The organism is Pelagimonas varians (genome assembly GCF_003208435.1).
Classification (GTDB): Bacteria; Pseudomonadota; Alphaproteobacteria; order Rhodobacterales; family Rhodobacteraceae; genus Pelagimonas; species Pelagimonas varians.
The window spans coordinates 60,450-77,493 of the sequence record NZ_QKMF01000007.1; the positions used below are offsets into that span (position 1 = coordinate 60,450).

19 protein-coding genes are annotated in these 17,044 nt (G+C 56.1%); 8 read left to right on the forward strand and 11 right to left on the reverse strand.

The window, feature by feature from the left end:
* Nucleotides 1-37: 37 nt before the first annotated feature.
* Nucleotides 38-1,087, forward strand: coding sequence for a YeeE/YedE family protein (locus tag C8N36_RS11155; RefSeq protein WP_097804695.1), 1,050 nt, complete (start codon nucleotides 38-40; stop codon nucleotides 1,085-1,087).
* A gap of 128 nt (nucleotides 1,088-1,215) precedes the next feature.
* Here C8N36_RS11155 and C8N36_RS11160 read toward each other — a convergent pair whose 3' ends face one another.
* Nucleotides 1,216-2,514, reverse strand: a complete 1,299-nt coding sequence (locus C8N36_RS11160) for a DUF3422 family protein (protein ID WP_097804624.1) — start codon at nucleotides 2,512-2,514, stop codon at nucleotides 1,216-1,218.
* A gap of 136 nt (nucleotides 2,515-2,650) precedes the next feature.
* A complete protein-coding gene (locus C8N36_RS11165) occupies nucleotides 2,651-3,046 on the reverse strand; it encodes a DUF6314 family protein (RefSeq protein ID WP_245910789.1) in 396 nt (131 codons plus the stop codon).
* 214 nt (nucleotides 3,047-3,260) lie between these two features.
* On the opposite strand from C8N36_RS11165, the gene C8N36_RS24150 reads away from it, so the two are divergent.
* The 4 genes from C8N36_RS24150 (at nucleotide 3,261) to C8N36_RS11180 (ending at nucleotide 7,135) form a co-directional block, all read left to right on the forward strand.
* A complete protein-coding gene (locus C8N36_RS24150; RefSeq protein WP_170125855.1) occupies nucleotides 3,261-3,416 on the forward strand; it encodes a hypothetical protein in 156 nt (51 codons plus the stop codon).
* Nucleotides 3,417-3,624: 208 nt separating this feature from the next.
* Nucleotides 3,625-4,932 carry an adenylosuccinate lyase gene (gene purB, locus C8N36_RS11170; protein WP_097804622.1) on the forward strand — a complete coding sequence of 436 codons (1,308 nt, stop codon included), beginning with the start codon at nucleotides 3,625-3,627 and terminating at the stop codon, nucleotides 4,930-4,932.
* Nucleotides 4,933-5,082: 150 nt separating this feature from the next.
* Nucleotides 5,083-6,132, forward strand: coding sequence for a FliG C-terminal domain-containing protein (locus C8N36_RS11175; RefSeq protein ID WP_097804621.1), 1,050 nt, complete (start codon nucleotides 5,083-5,085; stop codon nucleotides 6,130-6,132).
* A 64-nt stretch (nucleotides 6,133-6,196) separates the two neighbouring features.
* Entirely contained in the window at nucleotides 6,197-7,135 is a 939-nt protein-coding gene (locus C8N36_RS11180) for a lysophospholipid acyltransferase family protein (protein ID WP_097804620.1), read from the forward strand.
* Here the strand turns inward: C8N36_RS11180 and C8N36_RS11185 are convergent.
* Nucleotides 7,099-7,806 (reverse strand): DUF1223 domain-containing protein, encoded by a 708-nt coding sequence (locus C8N36_RS11185; RefSeq protein ID WP_097804619.1) that lies wholly within the window; start codon nucleotides 7,804-7,806, stop codon nucleotides 7,099-7,101. The two genes, C8N36_RS11180 and C8N36_RS11185, sit on opposite strands and share 37 nt — an antisense overlap.
* Before the next feature lie 243 nt (nucleotides 7,807-8,049).
* Here C8N36_RS11185 and acnA point away from each other — a divergent pair, with 243 nt between their 5' ends.
* The 3 genes from acnA to C8N36_RS24155 all read left to right on the forward strand — a co-directional run bounded on the left by acnA (nucleotide 8,050) and on the right by C8N36_RS24155 (nucleotide 12,010).
* The gene (gene acnA, locus C8N36_RS11190; protein WP_097804618.1) at nucleotides 8,050-10,734 is read left to right on the forward strand and encodes an aconitate hydratase AcnA; all 2,685 of its coding nucleotides are present in this window, start codon (nucleotides 8,050-8,052) and stop codon (nucleotides 10,732-10,734) included.
* A gap of 108 nt (nucleotides 10,735-10,842) precedes the next feature.
* Nucleotides 10,843-11,706, forward strand: coding sequence for a DMT family transporter (locus C8N36_RS11195; protein WP_097804617.1), 864 nt, complete (start codon nucleotides 10,843-10,845; stop codon nucleotides 11,704-11,706).
* Between the two features lie 160 nt (nucleotides 11,707-11,866).
* Entirely contained in the window at nucleotides 11,867-12,010 is a 144-nt protein-coding gene (locus tag C8N36_RS24155) for a hypothetical protein (RefSeq protein ID WP_170125856.1), read from the forward strand.
* Nucleotides 12,011-12,034: 24 nt separating this feature from the next.
* Here C8N36_RS24155 and C8N36_RS11200 read toward each other — a convergent pair whose 3' ends face one another.
* The 8 genes from C8N36_RS11200 to secF form a co-directional block, all read right to left on the reverse strand.
* Complete coding sequence (locus C8N36_RS11200) at nucleotides 12,035-12,598, reverse strand: DsbE family thiol:disulfide interchange protein (RefSeq protein WP_245910790.1); 564 nt, start codon at nucleotides 12,596-12,598, stop codon at nucleotides 12,035-12,037.
* The gene (ccmD, locus tag C8N36_RS11205) at nucleotides 12,591-12,746 is read right to left on the reverse strand and encodes a heme exporter protein CcmD (protein WP_097804616.1); all 156 of its coding nucleotides are present in this window, start codon (nucleotides 12,744-12,746) and stop codon (nucleotides 12,591-12,593) included. The genes C8N36_RS11200 and ccmD overlap by 8 nt, the downstream gene beginning before the upstream one ends.
* Nucleotides 12,743-13,471, reverse strand: coding sequence for a heme ABC transporter permease (locus C8N36_RS11210; RefSeq protein WP_097804615.1), 729 nt, complete (start codon nucleotides 13,469-13,471; stop codon nucleotides 12,743-12,745). The genes ccmD and C8N36_RS11210 overlap by 4 nt, the downstream gene beginning before the upstream one ends.
* Nucleotides 13,472-13,619: 148 nt before the next feature.
* Nucleotides 13,620-14,276, reverse strand: a complete 657-nt coding sequence (gene ccmB / locus C8N36_RS11215; protein WP_097804614.1) for a heme exporter protein CcmB — start codon at nucleotides 14,274-14,276, stop codon at nucleotides 13,620-13,622.
* Nucleotides 14,273-14,887 (reverse strand): heme ABC exporter ATP-binding protein CcmA, encoded by a 615-nt coding sequence (ccmA, locus tag C8N36_RS11220; protein WP_097804613.1) that lies wholly within the window; start codon nucleotides 14,885-14,887, stop codon nucleotides 14,273-14,275. Before ccmA ends, ccmB begins: the two co-directional genes overlap by 4 nt.
* Before the next feature lie 79 nt (nucleotides 14,888-14,966).
* Nucleotides 14,967-15,320 carry an Mth938-like domain-containing protein gene (locus C8N36_RS11225; RefSeq protein WP_097804612.1) on the reverse strand — a complete coding sequence of 118 codons (354 nt, stop codon included), beginning with the start codon at nucleotides 15,318-15,320 and terminating at the stop codon, nucleotides 14,967-14,969.
* Nucleotides 15,321-15,329: 9 nt separating this feature from the next.
* A complete protein-coding gene (locus C8N36_RS11230) occupies nucleotides 15,330-16,082 on the reverse strand; it encodes a sulfite exporter TauE/SafE family protein (RefSeq protein ID WP_097804611.1) in 753 nt (250 codons plus the stop codon).
* The gene (secF, locus tag C8N36_RS11235; protein WP_097804610.1) at nucleotides 16,075-17,043 is read right to left on the reverse strand and encodes a protein translocase subunit SecF; all 969 of its coding nucleotides are present in this window, start codon (nucleotides 17,041-17,043) and stop codon (nucleotides 16,075-16,077) included. The genes C8N36_RS11230 and secF overlap by 8 nt, the downstream gene beginning before the upstream one ends.
* Nucleotide 17,044: the final 1 nt, after the last annotated feature.

Genomic DNA, 17,044 nt, shown 5'->3' on the forward strand with positions numbered 1-17,044 from the left:
CTCCAAACGGAACACTGTTCCAAAACCGGAGGCATCCATGTTCGAATCGCTAGGCTTTGAAGACCTGACCGCGCCCCAAGTCGCAGTCTACTTCGCATTGATCCTTGGCGCGCTGTTTGGCGCGCTGGCTGAACGTACGAAATTTTGCTTTCGCCGTGGTTTGGTCGGGGAAGATCGTCGTCAGGCACTGGGCGTCTGGCTCACTGCATTGGCCGTGGCGGTGATTGGCACCCAACTTGCCGTTGGCTATGAGCTCATCAGTTTTGATGACCACCGCTTTTTGACATCTGACTTGCCGATCGCAGCTATTTTGGTGGGCGGTACCTTGTTTGGAGCGGGCATGGTTCTAACACGTGGCTGTGCGTCCCGCCTGACGATCTTGTCCGCCACCGGCAACCTGCGGGCTGTCACTGTTTTACTTGTCTTTGCCATCTCGGCCCATGCGATCCTCAAAGGCGCGCTGGCCCCATTGCGCAGCAGCTTGGGTGCAATCACCCTACCAATGGGTGACGCAATCAGCCTAGCGTCCCTGCCGGGCGGCGCATTGTTTTGGACCGGCGTGCTGGCCATCGCCGCCTTGGCCGTTGGCCTACGTTCGGGCAACCGCCCGTCCATGTTGCTAGCAGCGGCATTGATCGGGGCCTTGGTCCCCTTGGGATGGGTCGGCACCGGCTTTATTCTGTATGATGATTTTGATCCGGTCGCGATGGAAAGCCTCGCCTTCACCTCGCCTTGGACGGACACCTTGTTCTGGACCGTGGCGGCCTCGTCAATCCCCGCCAACTTCGGTCTGGGTTTGATTGGTGGCACTCTTCTGGGCAGCTTTGTCTCAGCCGCCGCTGCCCGCCGCCTGCAATGGCAAAGCTTCACATCCGCCCCTGAGACCCTACGCTACATTTCGGGCGCGGTGATGATGGGCATCGGCGGCGTTCTAGCTGGCGGCTGTACCATCGGTGCGGGTCTATCGGGCATCCCGACCTTGTCCGTTGCAGCTTTGCTAACGCTGTTGGTCATCACCCTATCCGCCCTAACAACCAATATCCTAATGCGTCCGGCGGCAGCCCGCGCCCTTAGCCCGGCGGAATGATCCCGCAAATTTCTTCTGTCCGAAAATATCCACGGGGGTGAGCCAGCCGAAAGGCTGGCGAGGGGGCAGACAGCCCCCTACCCGCTTCCGGAAAACACGCCCTTTAGGCAAGTGCCCTCAGGGGCGCGTTATAAATCCAGCCCGCCTTGCTCGACCTTGTGCTTGATCCGCCGTATCAACCACCAGACAACAGCGACGACCGGCAAAACGATCAGTGCTGTCATCATCCCTTTGGACAAGCCGACCGTTCCGGCAAGCGGATACAAAAGGTACCCAACCAAGGACACGGCGTAGTAACTGATCGCCACCACTGACAGCCCCTCGACCGTTTCTTGCAACCGCAACTGCAACTCAGCCCGCTGGTTCATGCTATGGAGCAGCTGCTGGTTTTGCGCAGAACGCCCCACTTCTACTTGCGTGCGCAGTAAATCTGCTGCCCGTGTGGCCCGCTGAACCATACTGTCCAACCGGATTTGCGCGCTTTTAACGGTCCGCATCGCCGGATCGTAGCGCCGCATCATAAACTCTGCAAAAATCTGCCGTCCCTGATACCGCTCTTCGCGGAGAACTTCGACCCTCTGGTTCACAATCGCCTCATAGGCCCCTGTGGCCCCCATTCGAAACGACATTCGCGCTGACAGGCTCTCTAACTCCGTCGAGACCCGCAACAATGCCCGCAGTATTGTTTCCTCTTGACCGTTTTGCGTCACCATAAGATCCATCAAGCCGGTCAGCTCGCTGTCGATCTCGCCCAAACGCGGGCCAACTTGGTGCACACGGGTAAAGCCAAGCATCGACATGGCTTTGTAAGTCTCGATCTCGCACAAACGCTGCGCAATGCGCCCGGCACGGCGCTCTCCTACATGCTCCCGCACAAACACGGCAAAGCGTTGATGCCCCGATGGATCAATGCGAAAATCCCCTGCAACAACGGCGTCATCGTCAAGCACAGTGCTCACCGCCAGGCTTTCAGGCACAAACCAGTCGGTCAGGGCGGTGTCCACCACCCCGTCTTCGGGTCGCTGCATGATCCGAAGCATCGCCGATGTCACCCGCACGCCCGGTGCTTCTTCTAACCAATCGCTGGGGAAGACGTCAAAATCAGTTGGGTCAAACGGCTTGTCACCCAAGCCCGGCAAAAACACAGTATAGGTCACAAATTCAGTGTGTTGCTCCCACTTCAGCGTATGCTGACCGATCTGCCCCGAATAATGTGTGGCCCCCGGCTGCGGGTGGGCCGCGCCATAGCGATCCAGCAAGGCCATCAGGTGCACAAGGTCTTGCCCGCGGTCCCGAGACGCCGCTTCGCTAGGTTGTTTCAGCGCCAAATAGATCGCGCGGCATGGGGCCGTCAGCGATGGAAAAGGTCGGGCATGCAGCTCGTTAGCCAGTTTGTAGCGTAATGGATGATCTTGGATCGGGGGCATGGGGACATCCTCTGGGTTCGGGCGAACATGCGCAGAGCACACATCTTTGTAAAGATGTAATTCGTTTCATTTCAACATCTTACAAGAATACAATTGTATACCGAACCTTGCACATCACCGTTCAAAGCAGCCCGTCTTATGCCTGCACTGCCGGACGATAACGGCTGATCATCTCGTAATTCTTGCGCGGTCCCTTGACCCGCCACCTGCACGACCACAGCGGCCAATTCTCAAAGTCATACGACGCATCGTATTGATCGGGATCACACCAATGGGCACTATCACCGCCCCGTGAAGGCACGACATGGAAGAAACGTCCGTCTTGAAAAAACACCCGTAGGTCATTGTCCCAGCGGTATTTTCTCTCAGCCTCAAACGTGCCCTGCCCCGGCATATGCAACTGACCGATTTCAGTATAAAGCGCGCCCCCCACCTCGGGCTGCCATGTCGCACGGCCAGTGAAATGCGCCTGAGGTCCGTCAACAGGCCGTATATCCCGTTCAATCAGCCAATCACCGATAAAGTCCTGCAAGGATTTTTTTTGTTGGCACGAGGTCATAGAATGAAAGGGGCTCCGCTCATCAAAGGCATCAAAAACCTCTTAAAGATTTGTTTACAGTTTTGCCACAATGACCCCAAAAAAATCACATTTACGCCCCCGTGCTACGCAATAACCCGGGCAGCCCAAGCAATTATGCACTGAATCGGTGCAATCCAAATGTGTTCATTTTAGAAGGTAAAACCCAATGTTCTCCCTCATTTGCCGCAGTCTGTTTTTCATGTCGATCTGGATGTTGACCGCATCCAACCACCCGCAGGTGCCAGAAACGCCTTTGGGCCCCGAAGCTCAGGCCCAAGCCAATTGGATATTGGAACCAATGCATTTCGCCGCCTCTCTCTAACTGTCGACCCATCCCTTCAATTACCTCGCGCGAGGCAGGCCCCCCGCCAATATCCAAATGGATTGGGACAAACAGGTTCAGGAAAGACTGAAAAGACGCGCAAAGTGTCATCAGGGCAATCGGTCACCGCCGCTTGCCCTTGTGACATTTGCAGCGTCGGTTTATGACGCCCTCGCCCTCTGCTCACAACTCACATAAAGGTTTGCCGATGATCCCGCGTTATTCCCGCCCCGATATGGTTGCCATCTGGTCCCCCGAAACCAAATTCCGCATCTGGTACGAGATCGAGGCACATGCCTGTGACGCGCAAGCCAAACTGGGTGTGATCCCGCAGGCCAACGCCGATGCGGTTTGGAAAGCAAAAGACGTTGATTTTGATGTCGCACGGATTGACGAAATCGAAGCCGTTACCAAGCATGACGTTATCGCGTTCCTGACCCATCTGGCCGAAATCATCGGCAACGATGAGGCCCGTTTTGTGCATCAGGGCATGACCTCTTCTGACGTCTTGGACACCTGTTTCAACGTTCAACTGGTCGGCGCCTCTGATCTGTTGATCACCGGTATCGAAGGTCTGTTGGCCGCGCTCAAGCGCCGCGCAATCGAACATAAAGACACTATTCGCATTGGCCGCAGCCACGGTATCCATGCCGAACCCACAACAATGGGCCTGACTTTTGCCCGTTTCTACGCCGAAATGGACCGCAACCTGTCGCGGATGCGCGATGCGCGTGCCGAAATCGCCACTGGTGCCGTGTCCGGTGCGGTGGGGACATTCGCCAATATCGATCCTGCAGTCGAAGAGCATGTCTGCGATCAAATGGGTCTGGTGCCCGAACCGATCAGCACACAGGTTATTCCGCGCGACCGCCACGCCGCTTTCTTTGCGACACTGGGCGTCATCGGTTCTTCGATCGAAAACATCTCGACAGAGATTCGCCACATGCAGCGCACCGAAGTTCTTGAGGCCGCTGAATTCTTCTCGATGGGTCAAAAGGGCTCATCGGCGATGCCGCATAAGAAAAATCCGGTTCTGACCGAAAACCTGACCGGCTTGGCACGTTTGGTGCGTATGGCCGTGGTTCCAGCGATGGAAAACGTCGCCCTATGGCACGAGCGTGACATCTCGCACAGCTCGGTTGAACGCAATATCGGCCCCGACACCACCATCACGCTTGATTTTGCCTTGTCGCGCCTGACAAGCGTGATCGACAAGCTGCTGGTGTATCCGCAGAACATGTTGGACAACATGAATAAATTTCCGGGTTTGGTGATGTCCCAGCGCGTTTTGCTGGCCCTGACCCAAGCCGGAGTGTCCCGCGAAGACGCCTACCGTCTGGTACAACGCAACGCGATGAAAGTCTGGGATCACCGCACCGATTTCCGCGAAGAGCTGCTCGCTGATGAAGAAGTCCGCGCGGCGCTTTCCGAAGACGAGATCAACGAAAAATTCGACCTTGGATATCACACCAAACATGTCGATACGATTTTTGCCCGCGTTTTCGGCGAAGATTAATTTCGCGTTTCAATGCACTTGTAAAAGCGTCCCCTTGGGGGCGCTTTTTCTTTTGGCTTTCTGATGAATTTTCACGGCAAGCTTAACGGACGGGAAACCTTGGCGCTTTAGTTCTGGATGCAGACCGACCCTTAGCGGAGACCTGCTGCCATGACCGCCCTTGCCCTGCCCGGCCCGACATCTGTCGGCCCTGCGATACTATCGCGTAAGACCAAGGCCGCCATTGTCGTGCAGTTCTTGCTGAACGAAAAAACCGATATCCCCTTGGCCGACCTGCCAGAGGATCAGCAGGCCGAACTGACCATGCTGATGGGCAATATGCGCTATGTGGACCGCGATACACTAAACACTGTAATTGATGAATTCTCCAACGAGTTGGAGCAGATCGGTCTATCCTTTCCCGGCGACATGGCCGGAGCGCTCAGCGCGCTTGACGGCAAGATCAGCCCGCGGACCGCGATGCGGTTACGCAAGGAGGCAGGGGTCCGCCAGACCGGCGATCCTTGGCAACGCATCAACGCACTCGATATTGACCGCATTGAACGTCTTGTTTTGTCAGAAGCCACCGAAATTGCCGCTGTGATGATGTCAAAGATTGATGTCAGCAAGGCCGCACAGGTTTTGTCAAAGCTACCGGGCGACAAGGCAAGGCGTATTTCCTATGCCGTTTCGATGACCACCGGGGTCACCCCTGACGCGGTTGACCGCATTGGTCTGGCGCTGGCTGCCCAATTGGATGCTGAACCCCTGCGGGCCTTTACCGCCAAACCCGAAGAACGCCTTGGCTCCATCCTGAATTATTCGAATTCCGCAATCCGCGATGAGCTTTTGGGCGATCTCGAAAAGGAGGATCAGGTCTTTGCCGATGCCGTTCGTAGGGCAATCTTTACCTTCGCGAATATTCCCGAGCGTCTGAATGCGATCGATGTGCCGAAAATCACCCGAGATGTGAAGCCGGACACTTTGGCGACCGCAATTGCCGCGGCCACCGGCGGTACCGAAGAGGAACAAAATGGAGCCAATTTCTTATTGGATAACATGTCAAAACGCATGGCCGACAACATCCGTGAAGAAGCTGAGGCCAAGGGCACCGTCAAACCCAAGATCGGTGAAAAAGCCATGAACGAAGTGGTCAGCGCCATCCGCGATCTGGTGAATGTCGGTGAAATTGAACTGCTGAACCCGGACGACGACGACTAAGCTCACATCTTGCCGACCGCCGCAGCTGGGCGTAAAAAGACCTGATCTTGGATTGGGGACTGCTGTGGCAAAATCTAAAAAGAAAGCCCGCAGCCATGGCGGATGGGAAGACCGGCTGGCCGATATTGCGATTCGCGGGCTGATCTGGATTGCATTGATATTCCCGGTCAGAACCCGATTGAAATTAATCAGTTGGTTGGTGCGGTGTTGTGTTGGCCCGCTGGCTGGCTGGAAAAAACGAATTGGCAGCAATCTGGACTATGTCTGGCCAGATCTGCCGGAGGCCGATCGCACGAGGATCATTGAAGAGGTTCTCGACAATGTTGGCCGTGCCTTTATCGAAAACTACGACGTACCGGAAATGTTGGCCCGCGGCGCGAAATTCAACATTTCAGGCCCCGGATTGGCTCATATCGAACGCGCCCGCGCCGAAGGGCGGCCGGTGCTACTTGTATCCGGTCACTACGGCAGCGGGGAATGTGCCCGTTGCGCATTGGTTGCACGCGGGTATCAAGTTGGCGGGCTGATCCGCCCCATGTCGAACCCCTTTTTCAACGCCCATTACGTCAAGAATATGCGCGACATTTGTGAGCCCGTCTTTGAGCAAGGCCGCCGTGGCACAATGGGCTTGATCAAACATGTGAAGCAAGGCGGTATGGCGATACTCTTGTTTGACGTTTTTGACAGCGCCGGAGAACCGATTGATTTTCTTGGGAAACCTGCTCCAACTCTGACATCAACTGCGGATATTGCGCTGCGCACCAATGCCCTGATGATACCCTATTTTGGCATCCGGCACGCCGACCGATATGGGTTTGAAGCGGTTTTTCAAGAACCGATTGAACACAGCACGCCGATAGAGATGATGCGCGAAGCCACGCACCGTCTTGAAGAGCAGATCCGCAAGGACCCGGGTCAGTGGCTGTGGTTGCACCGGCGTTGGAAACCCGAACGCCAAAAGCGACTTCAGCGCAAACGCGCAGCCGCAACAATGGCACCGTGATTGGGCTCTTGCAGGATGACAACAACGGGGCCCAGCCCTTTCAACGAGAACTTCGCTGAGTAGGTTCCTTGGCCGTTCCACTGTTCAACCCGCTGCCAATCCTTAACAATATGGCTATACGTCAAAGAGCGGCCCGAGTTTTCACCGCGGGTGATCTTGACCTCTTCGGTCGGTTCATAGCGCACGATGTGAATATCACAGGGCTCAGAACCCGCCAGGGATTTGGCATTGATCCGCAGGGTATTGCCAGAACGCGATACATCCAGATCCACACGCGGCGCGCGTTTCGCGTGTTTGCGGATCAAGTCCGTCACTTTCATTGGCCGCGAGCCAACAACGTCTTCTGCCCCATTGATCACCATTTGAGGGGTGTAGATGGTTCGCCACCCTCCGGCACGGGCATAGCCCTTTTGGCGCTTGGTAAACTTTGCCTGCGCAAAGCTGTCTTTCCAGCCAATGTAGTCCCAATAATCGACATGCAAGGCCAGAGGAATCACGTCATCGCGCCCCGCCAGTTCATGCAGCAATGCGTCGGCAGGCGGACAAGAGGAGCATCCTTGAGAGGTATATAGCTCGACCACAACTTGATTTTCTTGGGCCCAAAGTGCGCCGGAAAAGGCTGTCCAAGCGACAATCGACATCGCGGAAAGTTGGGGGATGAGCTTGCGCATGTCTGTTATTGTCTCCGATCTTGCCTCACTGGTTTAAAAGACTGCGGCCGGTCATGCCAATCACTCATTTGCGACTGAACCGTGACCCGCCTGTAACAAAAGTTTGCCAAGCTGGCCTTCAAAAACGAAGTTGACGGCATACCTTGGCATACAAGTGGTCACCCGCCTTGATCGAATTCCCCACTTGAGGCACTACAAAGGCAGGTTTCCATACTTGTCGTATTCCCATCGGAGGTATCCATCATGCCCATCACCGTAGGCCAAGACAGCGCAAAGGCGCGCAAGACGATCACAGTTGGTGATCAGTCCGTTTCCTATTACTCGATCCCCGCCGCCCAAAAAGCCGGCCTTGGCGATTTTTCCAAACTGCCCGCCGCACTAAAAGTAGTGTTGGAAAACATGCTGCGATTTGAGGACGGCAAGACCGTTTCCGTCGATGATATCAAAGCCTTTGCCGAATGGGGGGCCAATGGCGGCAAGAACCCGCGCGAAATCGCCTATCGCCCGGCACGGGTGCTGATGCAGGATTTTACCGGTGTTCCGGCGGTTGTTGACCTTGCGGCGATGCGCGACGGAATTGTAAGCCTCAAGGGCTCTGCCGCCAAAATCAACCCGTTGGTGCCTGTGGATCTGGTCATCGACCATTCGGTTATGATTGACGAATTCGGCAACCCGCGGGCGTTCCAGATGAACGTAGACCGCGAATACGAACGCAATATGGAACGCTACACATTTCTCAAATGGGGCCAGTCCGCGTTTGACAATTTCCGTGTTGTGCCCCCCGGAACCGGCATCTGCCATCAGGTGAATTTGGAATATCTGGCCCAAACGGTTTGGACGGACACGGACCAAAATGGTGACCAAGTGGCCTATCCTGACACTTTGGTCGGCACCGACAGCCACACCACCATGGTCAACGGCGTGGCCGTTTTGGGCTGGGGTGTCGGCGGGATAGAAGCCGAAGCCGCAATGCTGGGCCAGCCGATCTCGATGCTCATTCCCGAGGTTGTCGGATTTGAGCTGACCGGCGCGATGGTCGAAGGCACCACTGGCACGGACCTTGTGTTGAAAGTTGTGGAAATGCTGCGCGAAATGGGTGTGGTTGGCAAATTCGTCGAATTCTACGGCAGCGGGCTCGACAGCCTGCCACTGGCTGACCGTGCAACAATTGCCAACATGGCCCCCGAATATGGCGCGACCTGCGGCTTCTTTCCAATCGATGGCGAAACCCTACGCTACCTACGCAACACTGGCCGCGATGAGGCCCGTGTGCAACTGGTCGAAGCCTATGCCAAGGAAAACGGGTTCTGGCGTGATGCGGATTACAGCCCGATCTACACCGCCACCCTTTCGCTTGATATGGGCACCATTGTTCCCGCAATTTCAGGGCCCAAACGCCCGCAAGACTATGTCGCACTGGACGGTGCTGACCAAGCCTTTGCCAAGGAAATGGAAACCACATTCAAACGTCCCATGGGCAAGCAGATCGCCGTCAAAGGCGAAGACTACACGATGGAATCGGGCAAGGTTGTTATCGCTTCGATCACGTCGTGCACCAACACCTCCAACCCCTATGTGATGATCGGCGCGGGCCTTGTGGCGCGTAAAGCGGCCGCGCTGGGTTTGAACCGCAAACCATGGGTCAAGACATCGCTTGCACCGGGATCGCAGGTGGTTTCGGCTTATCTTGAGGCCGCCGATCTGCAAAAAGACCTTGATGCGCTTGGCTTCAACCTTGTTGGCTATGGCTGCACAACCTGCATCGGCAACTCTGGCCCGATCCAGCAAGAAATTAGCGATGCCATCGCCGAGGGTGATTTGGTTGCGACATCGGTTCTGTCCGGTAATCGCAACTTTGAGGGCCGTATTTCACCCGATGTGCGCGCCAACTATCTGGCGTCGCCGCCGCTTGTTGTGGCCTATGCCATCGCCGGAACGCTGGACATCAACCTAGCGAAGGATGTGATCGGACAAGACAAAGACGGCAATGACGTCTTCTTGAAAGACATCTGGCCCTCGACCCAAGAAATCGCAGAATTGGTTGAACAAACTGTAACGCGCGAGGCGTTTTTGTCGAAATACGCCGACGTCTTTAAGGGCGACGAAAAATGGCGGTCCGTGGAAACCACCGATGCGGAAACCTATGACTGGCCTGCGGTTTCCACCTACATTCAAAACCCGCCATACTTTCGCGGGATGGGATCAGAGCCGGGGGTTATTACCAATATCAATGACGCCAAGGTGCTGATGGTGCTCGGCGATATGATCACCACGGACCACATCTCGCCCGCAGGGTCTTTTGCGCAATCCAGCCCCGCAGGACAATACTTGATGGAGCGGCAGGTAGCACCGCGTGAGTTCAACTCCTACGGATCCCGCCGCGGCAACCACGAGATCATGATGCGGGGCACCTTTGCCAACATCCGCATCAAGAACGAAATGCTGGATGGTGTAGAGGGCGGCTATACTCTTGGGCCAGATGGCAAACAGACGTCGGTTTATGAGGCATCGATGGCCTATCAAGAGGCCGGTACACCGCTGGTGATCTTTGGCGGCGAACAATACGGGGCCGGATCATCGCGCGACTGGGCCGCGAAGGGCACCAGCTTGCTTGGCGTCAAGGCTGTGATCGCCGAGAGCTTTGAGCGCATTCACCGTTCAAATCTGGTCGGCATGGGGGTTATCCCGTTCGAATTCACCAATGGGGACAGTCGCAAAAAACTGGGCCTGACCGGCCATGAAACCGTGTCGATTGCAGGCCTGGACACGATCCAGCCCCTGCAAGAGGTACCTTGCACGATAACCATGGCGGACGGGACCGTGCACAATATCATGATCAAATGCCGGATCGATACAGCGATTGAAATCGAATATATCGAACATGGCGGCGTGCTGCATTACGTGCTTCGCAACCTCGCCAAGTCATAAGGGATCACGAATGTGACCAAAGCGGCCTCGCAGGTAACTGCGGGGCCTTTTTCTTTGCTGGTGTCGCCGATACACGGGGGCAAAGAAACCCCATGCAGGTGCCCCCCAATGCCCCATTCGCGCGATAATCTGATCGGCAGCCTGTGGATGATCCTTGCTATGGCGGGATTTGCCCTTGAGGATGCGTCCATCAAAGGGGCTGCGCAGGCGATGCCCGTGGCGCAGGTTTTGTTGATCTTTGGCTTTGGCGGAATGGCCGTTTTCGGCGCATGGGCCGCCTATCGCGCACAGCCGGTCTTTACGCGCGATGTCCTGTCAAAACCCATGCGTATCCGCGCGGTGTTCGAAATTTGCGCTCGCCTGTTCTACGTCCTGGCGCTGACCCTCACTCCGCTCAGTTCCGCCACAGCCATCATGCAGGCCACGCCGATTGTTGTCGTTCTCGGGGCCGCGATTTTCTTTGGTGAAAATGTTGGTTGGCGCCGTTGGAGTGCGGTTGTGATTGGTCTGCTCGGGGTTTTGCTGATCCTGAAACCCACCCCCAGCAGTTTCTCACCGTTGTCGATTTTTGCCGTCTTGGGCATGCTCGGATTTGCCGGGCGGGATCTGGCCAGCCGCGCCGCACCAAAATCCCTGAGCACCGCAGCGCTTGGCGTCTTTGGCTTCGCTGCAATTGTTTTTGCGGGCGGTGCTTTCACAATTTGGGATGGTCCAAATTTTGTCGCTATGGACTTGCGGCAATGCGGTTTGATGGCTTTGGCTGTCGGGGCCGGTGTGATGGGCTATAGCGCCTTGATGCAGGCCATGCGCACCGGAGAAGTCGCCACAGTCACTCCGTTCCGTTACACGCGGCTCTTGTTCGGGCTTGGTCTGGGTGTCACTCTGTTTGGCGAACAATTGGATGGGCAGACGTTGATCGGCTGCGCGGTTGTTGTTGCGTCAGGCTTGTTCTTGATGTGGCGCGGGCGCTGACTCAATCGGCAACAAACTGCACAAAAACTGATTGATCACGCAAGAAACCGCGTATTTCGGCGTCATAACAATAGGTTTGCATCAAAGGGTCAGGAATTCCCCCCTACCATTTTCACCCACATGCCCCATGTTGCTAGGAAGACAACAAAAGGCGATCCCCATGAAAACCATCACATTGATCCAAGCTGCGGCCCTGCTGATCCTTGCGCTGATGGGGGCCTATACGGCCGGTCATGCCAATGCCGATGTGGTGGCAAAGGGCGGATGCGCAGATGTTGAACACGCCGCCTATTGCGAACTATAGAGGCCGAACTTTGGGAACCCGGCTTTAGCTGCCCGCCTGATCCAATGCCCTGTTCAGTTCCGGCAAAAAGCGCTGTTCGTAGTCTGATCCGATCAGCGGTCCAGTGTAGCGAAACAAAACCGTCCCCTTCCCGTCCAGAATGAAAGTTTCGGGCGGCGCAGTGACCCCCCAATCAATTGCAGTCCGGCCCGGAGCATCAAAGCCGACGGCCATAAACGGATTGCCGCCGCTGTTCAAAAACTGCTGCGCCTGTCCAGTTTTATCCTTGAAATTCACACCAACAATACGCAACCCATCGGCCTGCATCTTCATCAGGTTCGGATGTTCTACGCGGCAAGGCGGGCACCAGCTGGCCCAAAAGTTGACCATGGTGACGTCACCAGATGTCAGCATCTCGCGGGTGATACCGTCATAGCCGTCAAGGGCAACATTTGTGATCTCGGGCGCAGGTTGACCGATAAAGGTCGACGGCAATTCACGCGTATTGCCGCGCTGCATGCCGAAATAGACCATCACGGCAAAACCCATGAAAATGATCGGCGGTAGCATCATCAACGGCGACAGGCCGCTTTTCTTTTGCTCAGCCATGTTTGACGCGCTCCTCAATGGCAGCCAGTTCGACTTTTAATTTGCGCGACCGGCGGATCGACAGCGCGACCAAGACCACGATCAGCGCAATCGACACTGCGTAAGACGACAGCACCGCATCCGCGTATTTTCCCAGCTCAGGCATCATGTCAAACGCTCCCGTGCGATAAGGGCGCGCGCGCGGCGGGCCCGGATTTCGGTTTGCGTGCGCAAGAATACCAACGCAATGAACAACAACACAAAACCGGCGATGCTCACATAGAGCGGATTGGAATAGACGTCCGCGACATGCTCTTCTTTATCGAGCGACAAAGACGCACCTTGGTGCAATCCTTGATTCCAAAATAGCACTGCATACCGTGACAAAATCGCAAAGACCGATCCGACAAGACACAAAATCGAGGTCAGGTCAGCTGCGGTGTCGTCATCCTCGATCGCTTCCCAAAGCGCGATGTAGCCCAAATAGAACAGAAACAGGATCAAAAAGGACGTCAGCCGCGGATCCCAGACCCACCATGTGCCCCACATCGGTTGGCCCCAGATCGCACCGGTGGCCAGTGCGATCACAGTCATAACCGCGCCCACAGGGGCCGCTGCCCGCGCCGCAAGCGCCGAGACATGGTGACGTCGCACGATCCAGACCAAAGATGCGACCAGCATCATGATCCATGCGTTGATCGCCATCAGTGCCGCCGGCACGTGCAGGTAAATGATTTTAACGGTCGAGCCTTGCCGATAATCGTCAGGGGTGAAGAAGAAGCCCCAGACCAAGCCAGAGACCAGACAAATCACAGCACCGACGGCCAAATAGGGCATCAAACGGTCTGTGGTACGGATGAATTTCACCGGATTGGCGTATTCCCAGATCGACATGGGTGTGCTGTTTCCTTGTTGCGCGGCACAATTTACACCTCATATTCCGCAAAGGTGCAAGCTGGCCCGTGATCACTTTTTCTCTATGGGCCCTGCCCTGCGAGAGTTGAGGTCTTTGTGCAATATCAGGCTGCGGGTGGTCCTTGATTTAACGCAGGTTAATACGCAAAACAGCGGCGCTGGCAAAGGGCAGCAATGCCACAGCCCCAAAGCTGATTCCAGCCAGCATCAAAAGCGGTGTTTGCACGGTCAGCCCTTCGCCGCCGCGCCGCGCAACCTCGGCCCCGAAGACCAAAGTCGGCACGTAGAGCGGTAGCACCAGCAGCGACATCAACAGACCGCCCCGTTTCAAACCGACGGTCAGCGCCGCCCCAAATGTTCCAATCACCGACAGCGCCGGTGTCCCCACCGCAAGCGACACCACAACCCAGAAGTAACCACCCTGCGGAAGACTGAGCAGCACACCCAAAGCGGGCGCGGCTAAAACCAACGGCAAACCAGTGGTTAACCAGTGCGCAAGGGCTTTGACGGTGACGATCCCCTCCATCGGCAAGGGGGCTGTGGCAAGCAAATCGATGCTGCCATCTTCAAAATCCAACGCAAAAATCCGGTCTAGCGACAACAGACAGGCCAGCAAGGCACCGATCCACAAAATGCCGGGGGCAATTTTTGATAGCAACGCGGTTTCGGGGCCAACGCCCAACGGAACCAGAACCGTAACGATCAAAAAGAAAGCCAACCCAAGGCCGAAACCGCCGCCCGCCCGCACAGCAAGGCGCAAATCCCGTGTTAACAGCGCAATCATAGAAAGGCCTCATCGACGGCTGAAACCCTTGGAACGGCGCGGTAGGGCGCGACATCAAAAACATCCGCCTCGTCCAGCCCCAAATCGATATGGGTGGCCATCAAAGCCGACCCGCCCGTCGCCAAATGCCCGCGTACAGCTTCGGCGAACAGGGCCACAGACGCTGCGTCCAGTGACACGGTTGGCTCGTCCAGCACCCAAACAGGGCGGCCAGTGACCATAAGCCGTGCCAAGCCAAGGCGGCGTTTTTGTCCCGCCGACAGAGATCCGGCTGGACGCTCTGCCAAACCTAGCAAGTCAAATCCGGCCAAAGCCTGTGAAATATCGGTATTGCCAAAGACCTGCGCCCAGAACGTTAGGTTTTCGGTCACTGTTAGCGCCGTTTTCAAACCATCCGCATGGGCCGCATAGGCGATACGTTCACCCGCGCCGGTGATGTCGCCCTCAAGCGCCGGTTGCAGTCCGGCGATGGTGCGCAGCAATGTGGTTTTACCGGACCCGTTTGGCCCACGCAGCACCAAGGCCCGACCGGCGGTCAGTGAAAACGACAGCCCTTCGAGAACGGGAACTCCGCCCCGCGCCACGGCCAGATTTTTGACTTGCAGTTCCATGGCTTCCCCTTACCCGAAGGGTTCGTAATGCGCAAAGCGGCAAAGCGCATTGACCCTTATCAAGCGCCTTGCCAATGTCCTAGACAGGCAACGCAGCCACTGCGACGCGGCGACCTTCGGACAGCAAGACATTGAACGTACGGCAGGCAGAAGGCGAACTCATGGCCTCAACCCCAAGACCGGCTTCTTCAAGGGTGCTGCGCAAATCGGCGGGTATATGGGCAATTTCGGCACCGGTGCCGACAAACAACACGTCGATCTGGCCAACCAGCGCCAGTAAGGCGTCCGGATCATCCATCCCGCGCCATGGCAACACACCGGTCGAGGTCAACAAAAGCGGGCCATTGAACACCTGATTGGCGACCCGAAAGAACCCCGGACCATAGCCATCGACGGGCACCGCATCGTTGAATGACATTTCATTGACTTCCATAGTGTATCCTCAACTCCAGATCGGTAGGCCTGACAGCGCAGAAGCGGCGATGACCGCATAGGCTGCAGCTCTATATATACGCTCATATCCGGGGCGAAACAGCCTTCCGCCTATCCAGCTGCCAAGCATCCCCGGAACCGCCAGAAAAACGCCCAGCACAGCCCATTTCAGCTCCATCCGGCCAAATCCGGCGATCCCGATCATCAGCAAAATGTCATAACCAAACAGATACAGCAGCGTGTTGGCGCGGATCACCTGAGTTGGCAAAGGTCGGGCCATATAGAACAAAATCACTGGAGGACCGGGCAATCCTGCTGTCCCGCCCAAAAAACCGGCGGCGGCACCAATCGCGTAGACCATGCCTGCCCGCACCTCGCCGCGATAGCGCAGCCCAAGGATCAAAACCACAAGCATACCGATTGCCAGACCGCTTACACCGAACCGGAAAATGTCCTGAGGCACCTGCCCCAATATCCAAAGTCCAACAGGCAACAGCAACACGGTTCCAATCAGCAACCGCCGCAGATCGACCCTTGCAGCATCCCCCCAAGCCCGGCGCAACAAGGGCAACGGGCTGAGGACATCCATGAAGGTAAGCGTTAAAATCGCTGCAATGGGGGGAAGATATTGGGCAGCCACAGGCAAGAACACAAGCGCTGTTCCAAAGCCGGTAAAACCGCGTGTCAGGCCGCTCATGAATGCGGCCAAGATAATCCAGCCCAGCCCCGAAGTTGAAGCCAGGCTGGATATAAAATCAGGCATCCACGTCGCCGAACTGGTTGCCGGTGGTGTCTGTAGGCTTGGACCAATCCCGCTTGACGCCAAGGCGCAGCAAAATGGCCGAAGCCACAAAAATCGAGCTATAAGTCCCGACAATCACGCCCCAGATCATTGCAAAAACAAAGCCTCGGATCACGTCACCGCCAAGCACATAGAGCGAAATCAATGCCAGCAAAGTGGTCACAGATGTCATAAACGTCCGGCTCAATGTTTCATTGATCGACAGGTTCAAAACCTCTTTGAGGTCCTTGGATTTGAATTTGATCAGGTTTTCACGCACCCGGTCAAACACCACTACAGTGTCGTTCAATGAATAGCCCACAATGGTCAGCAGTGCCGCGATGATCGCCAGATCAAACCGGATTTGCAGCTCGGAAAAGACACCGATTGTCAGAACGACGTCATGCACAAGGGCCGCAACCGCGCCCAAAGCAAACTGCCATTCAAACCGCAGCCAGATGTAGAACAAAACAGCGGCGATCGCCAAAGCAACCGCTGTGGCCGCCGTTTTGATCAGCTCACCCGATACCTTGGGGCCAACAGATTCGACGGATACAAACCGGATATCAGGGGCAACCGTCTTCAAGGCCGTGCGGGCCCCGTCGATCACATCGCCTTTGACCGACTCCTGCCCGTCTTGGGCTTGAATCCGTACCATGGCAACATGCTGGTCTTCTGCAAAGTTCACGTCAAAGACTTCGGAGATAACAACATCGCCAAAGTTCAATTCGGCCAGAGCGGCCCGATAGGCGGCCACGTCAATTGCCTGACTGCTTTCGGTACGGATAGTGGTACCGCCGCGAAAATCGATGCCGTAATTCAGACCTTGCCAAAAGAAGCTGACCATTGCCGCAACCATCATCAGGCCGGAAATACCGAGCCAGACTGTTGAACGGGCGAAGAAATCCCAAGACGTGTTTTCAGGAACTAATCTTAGTCGCATG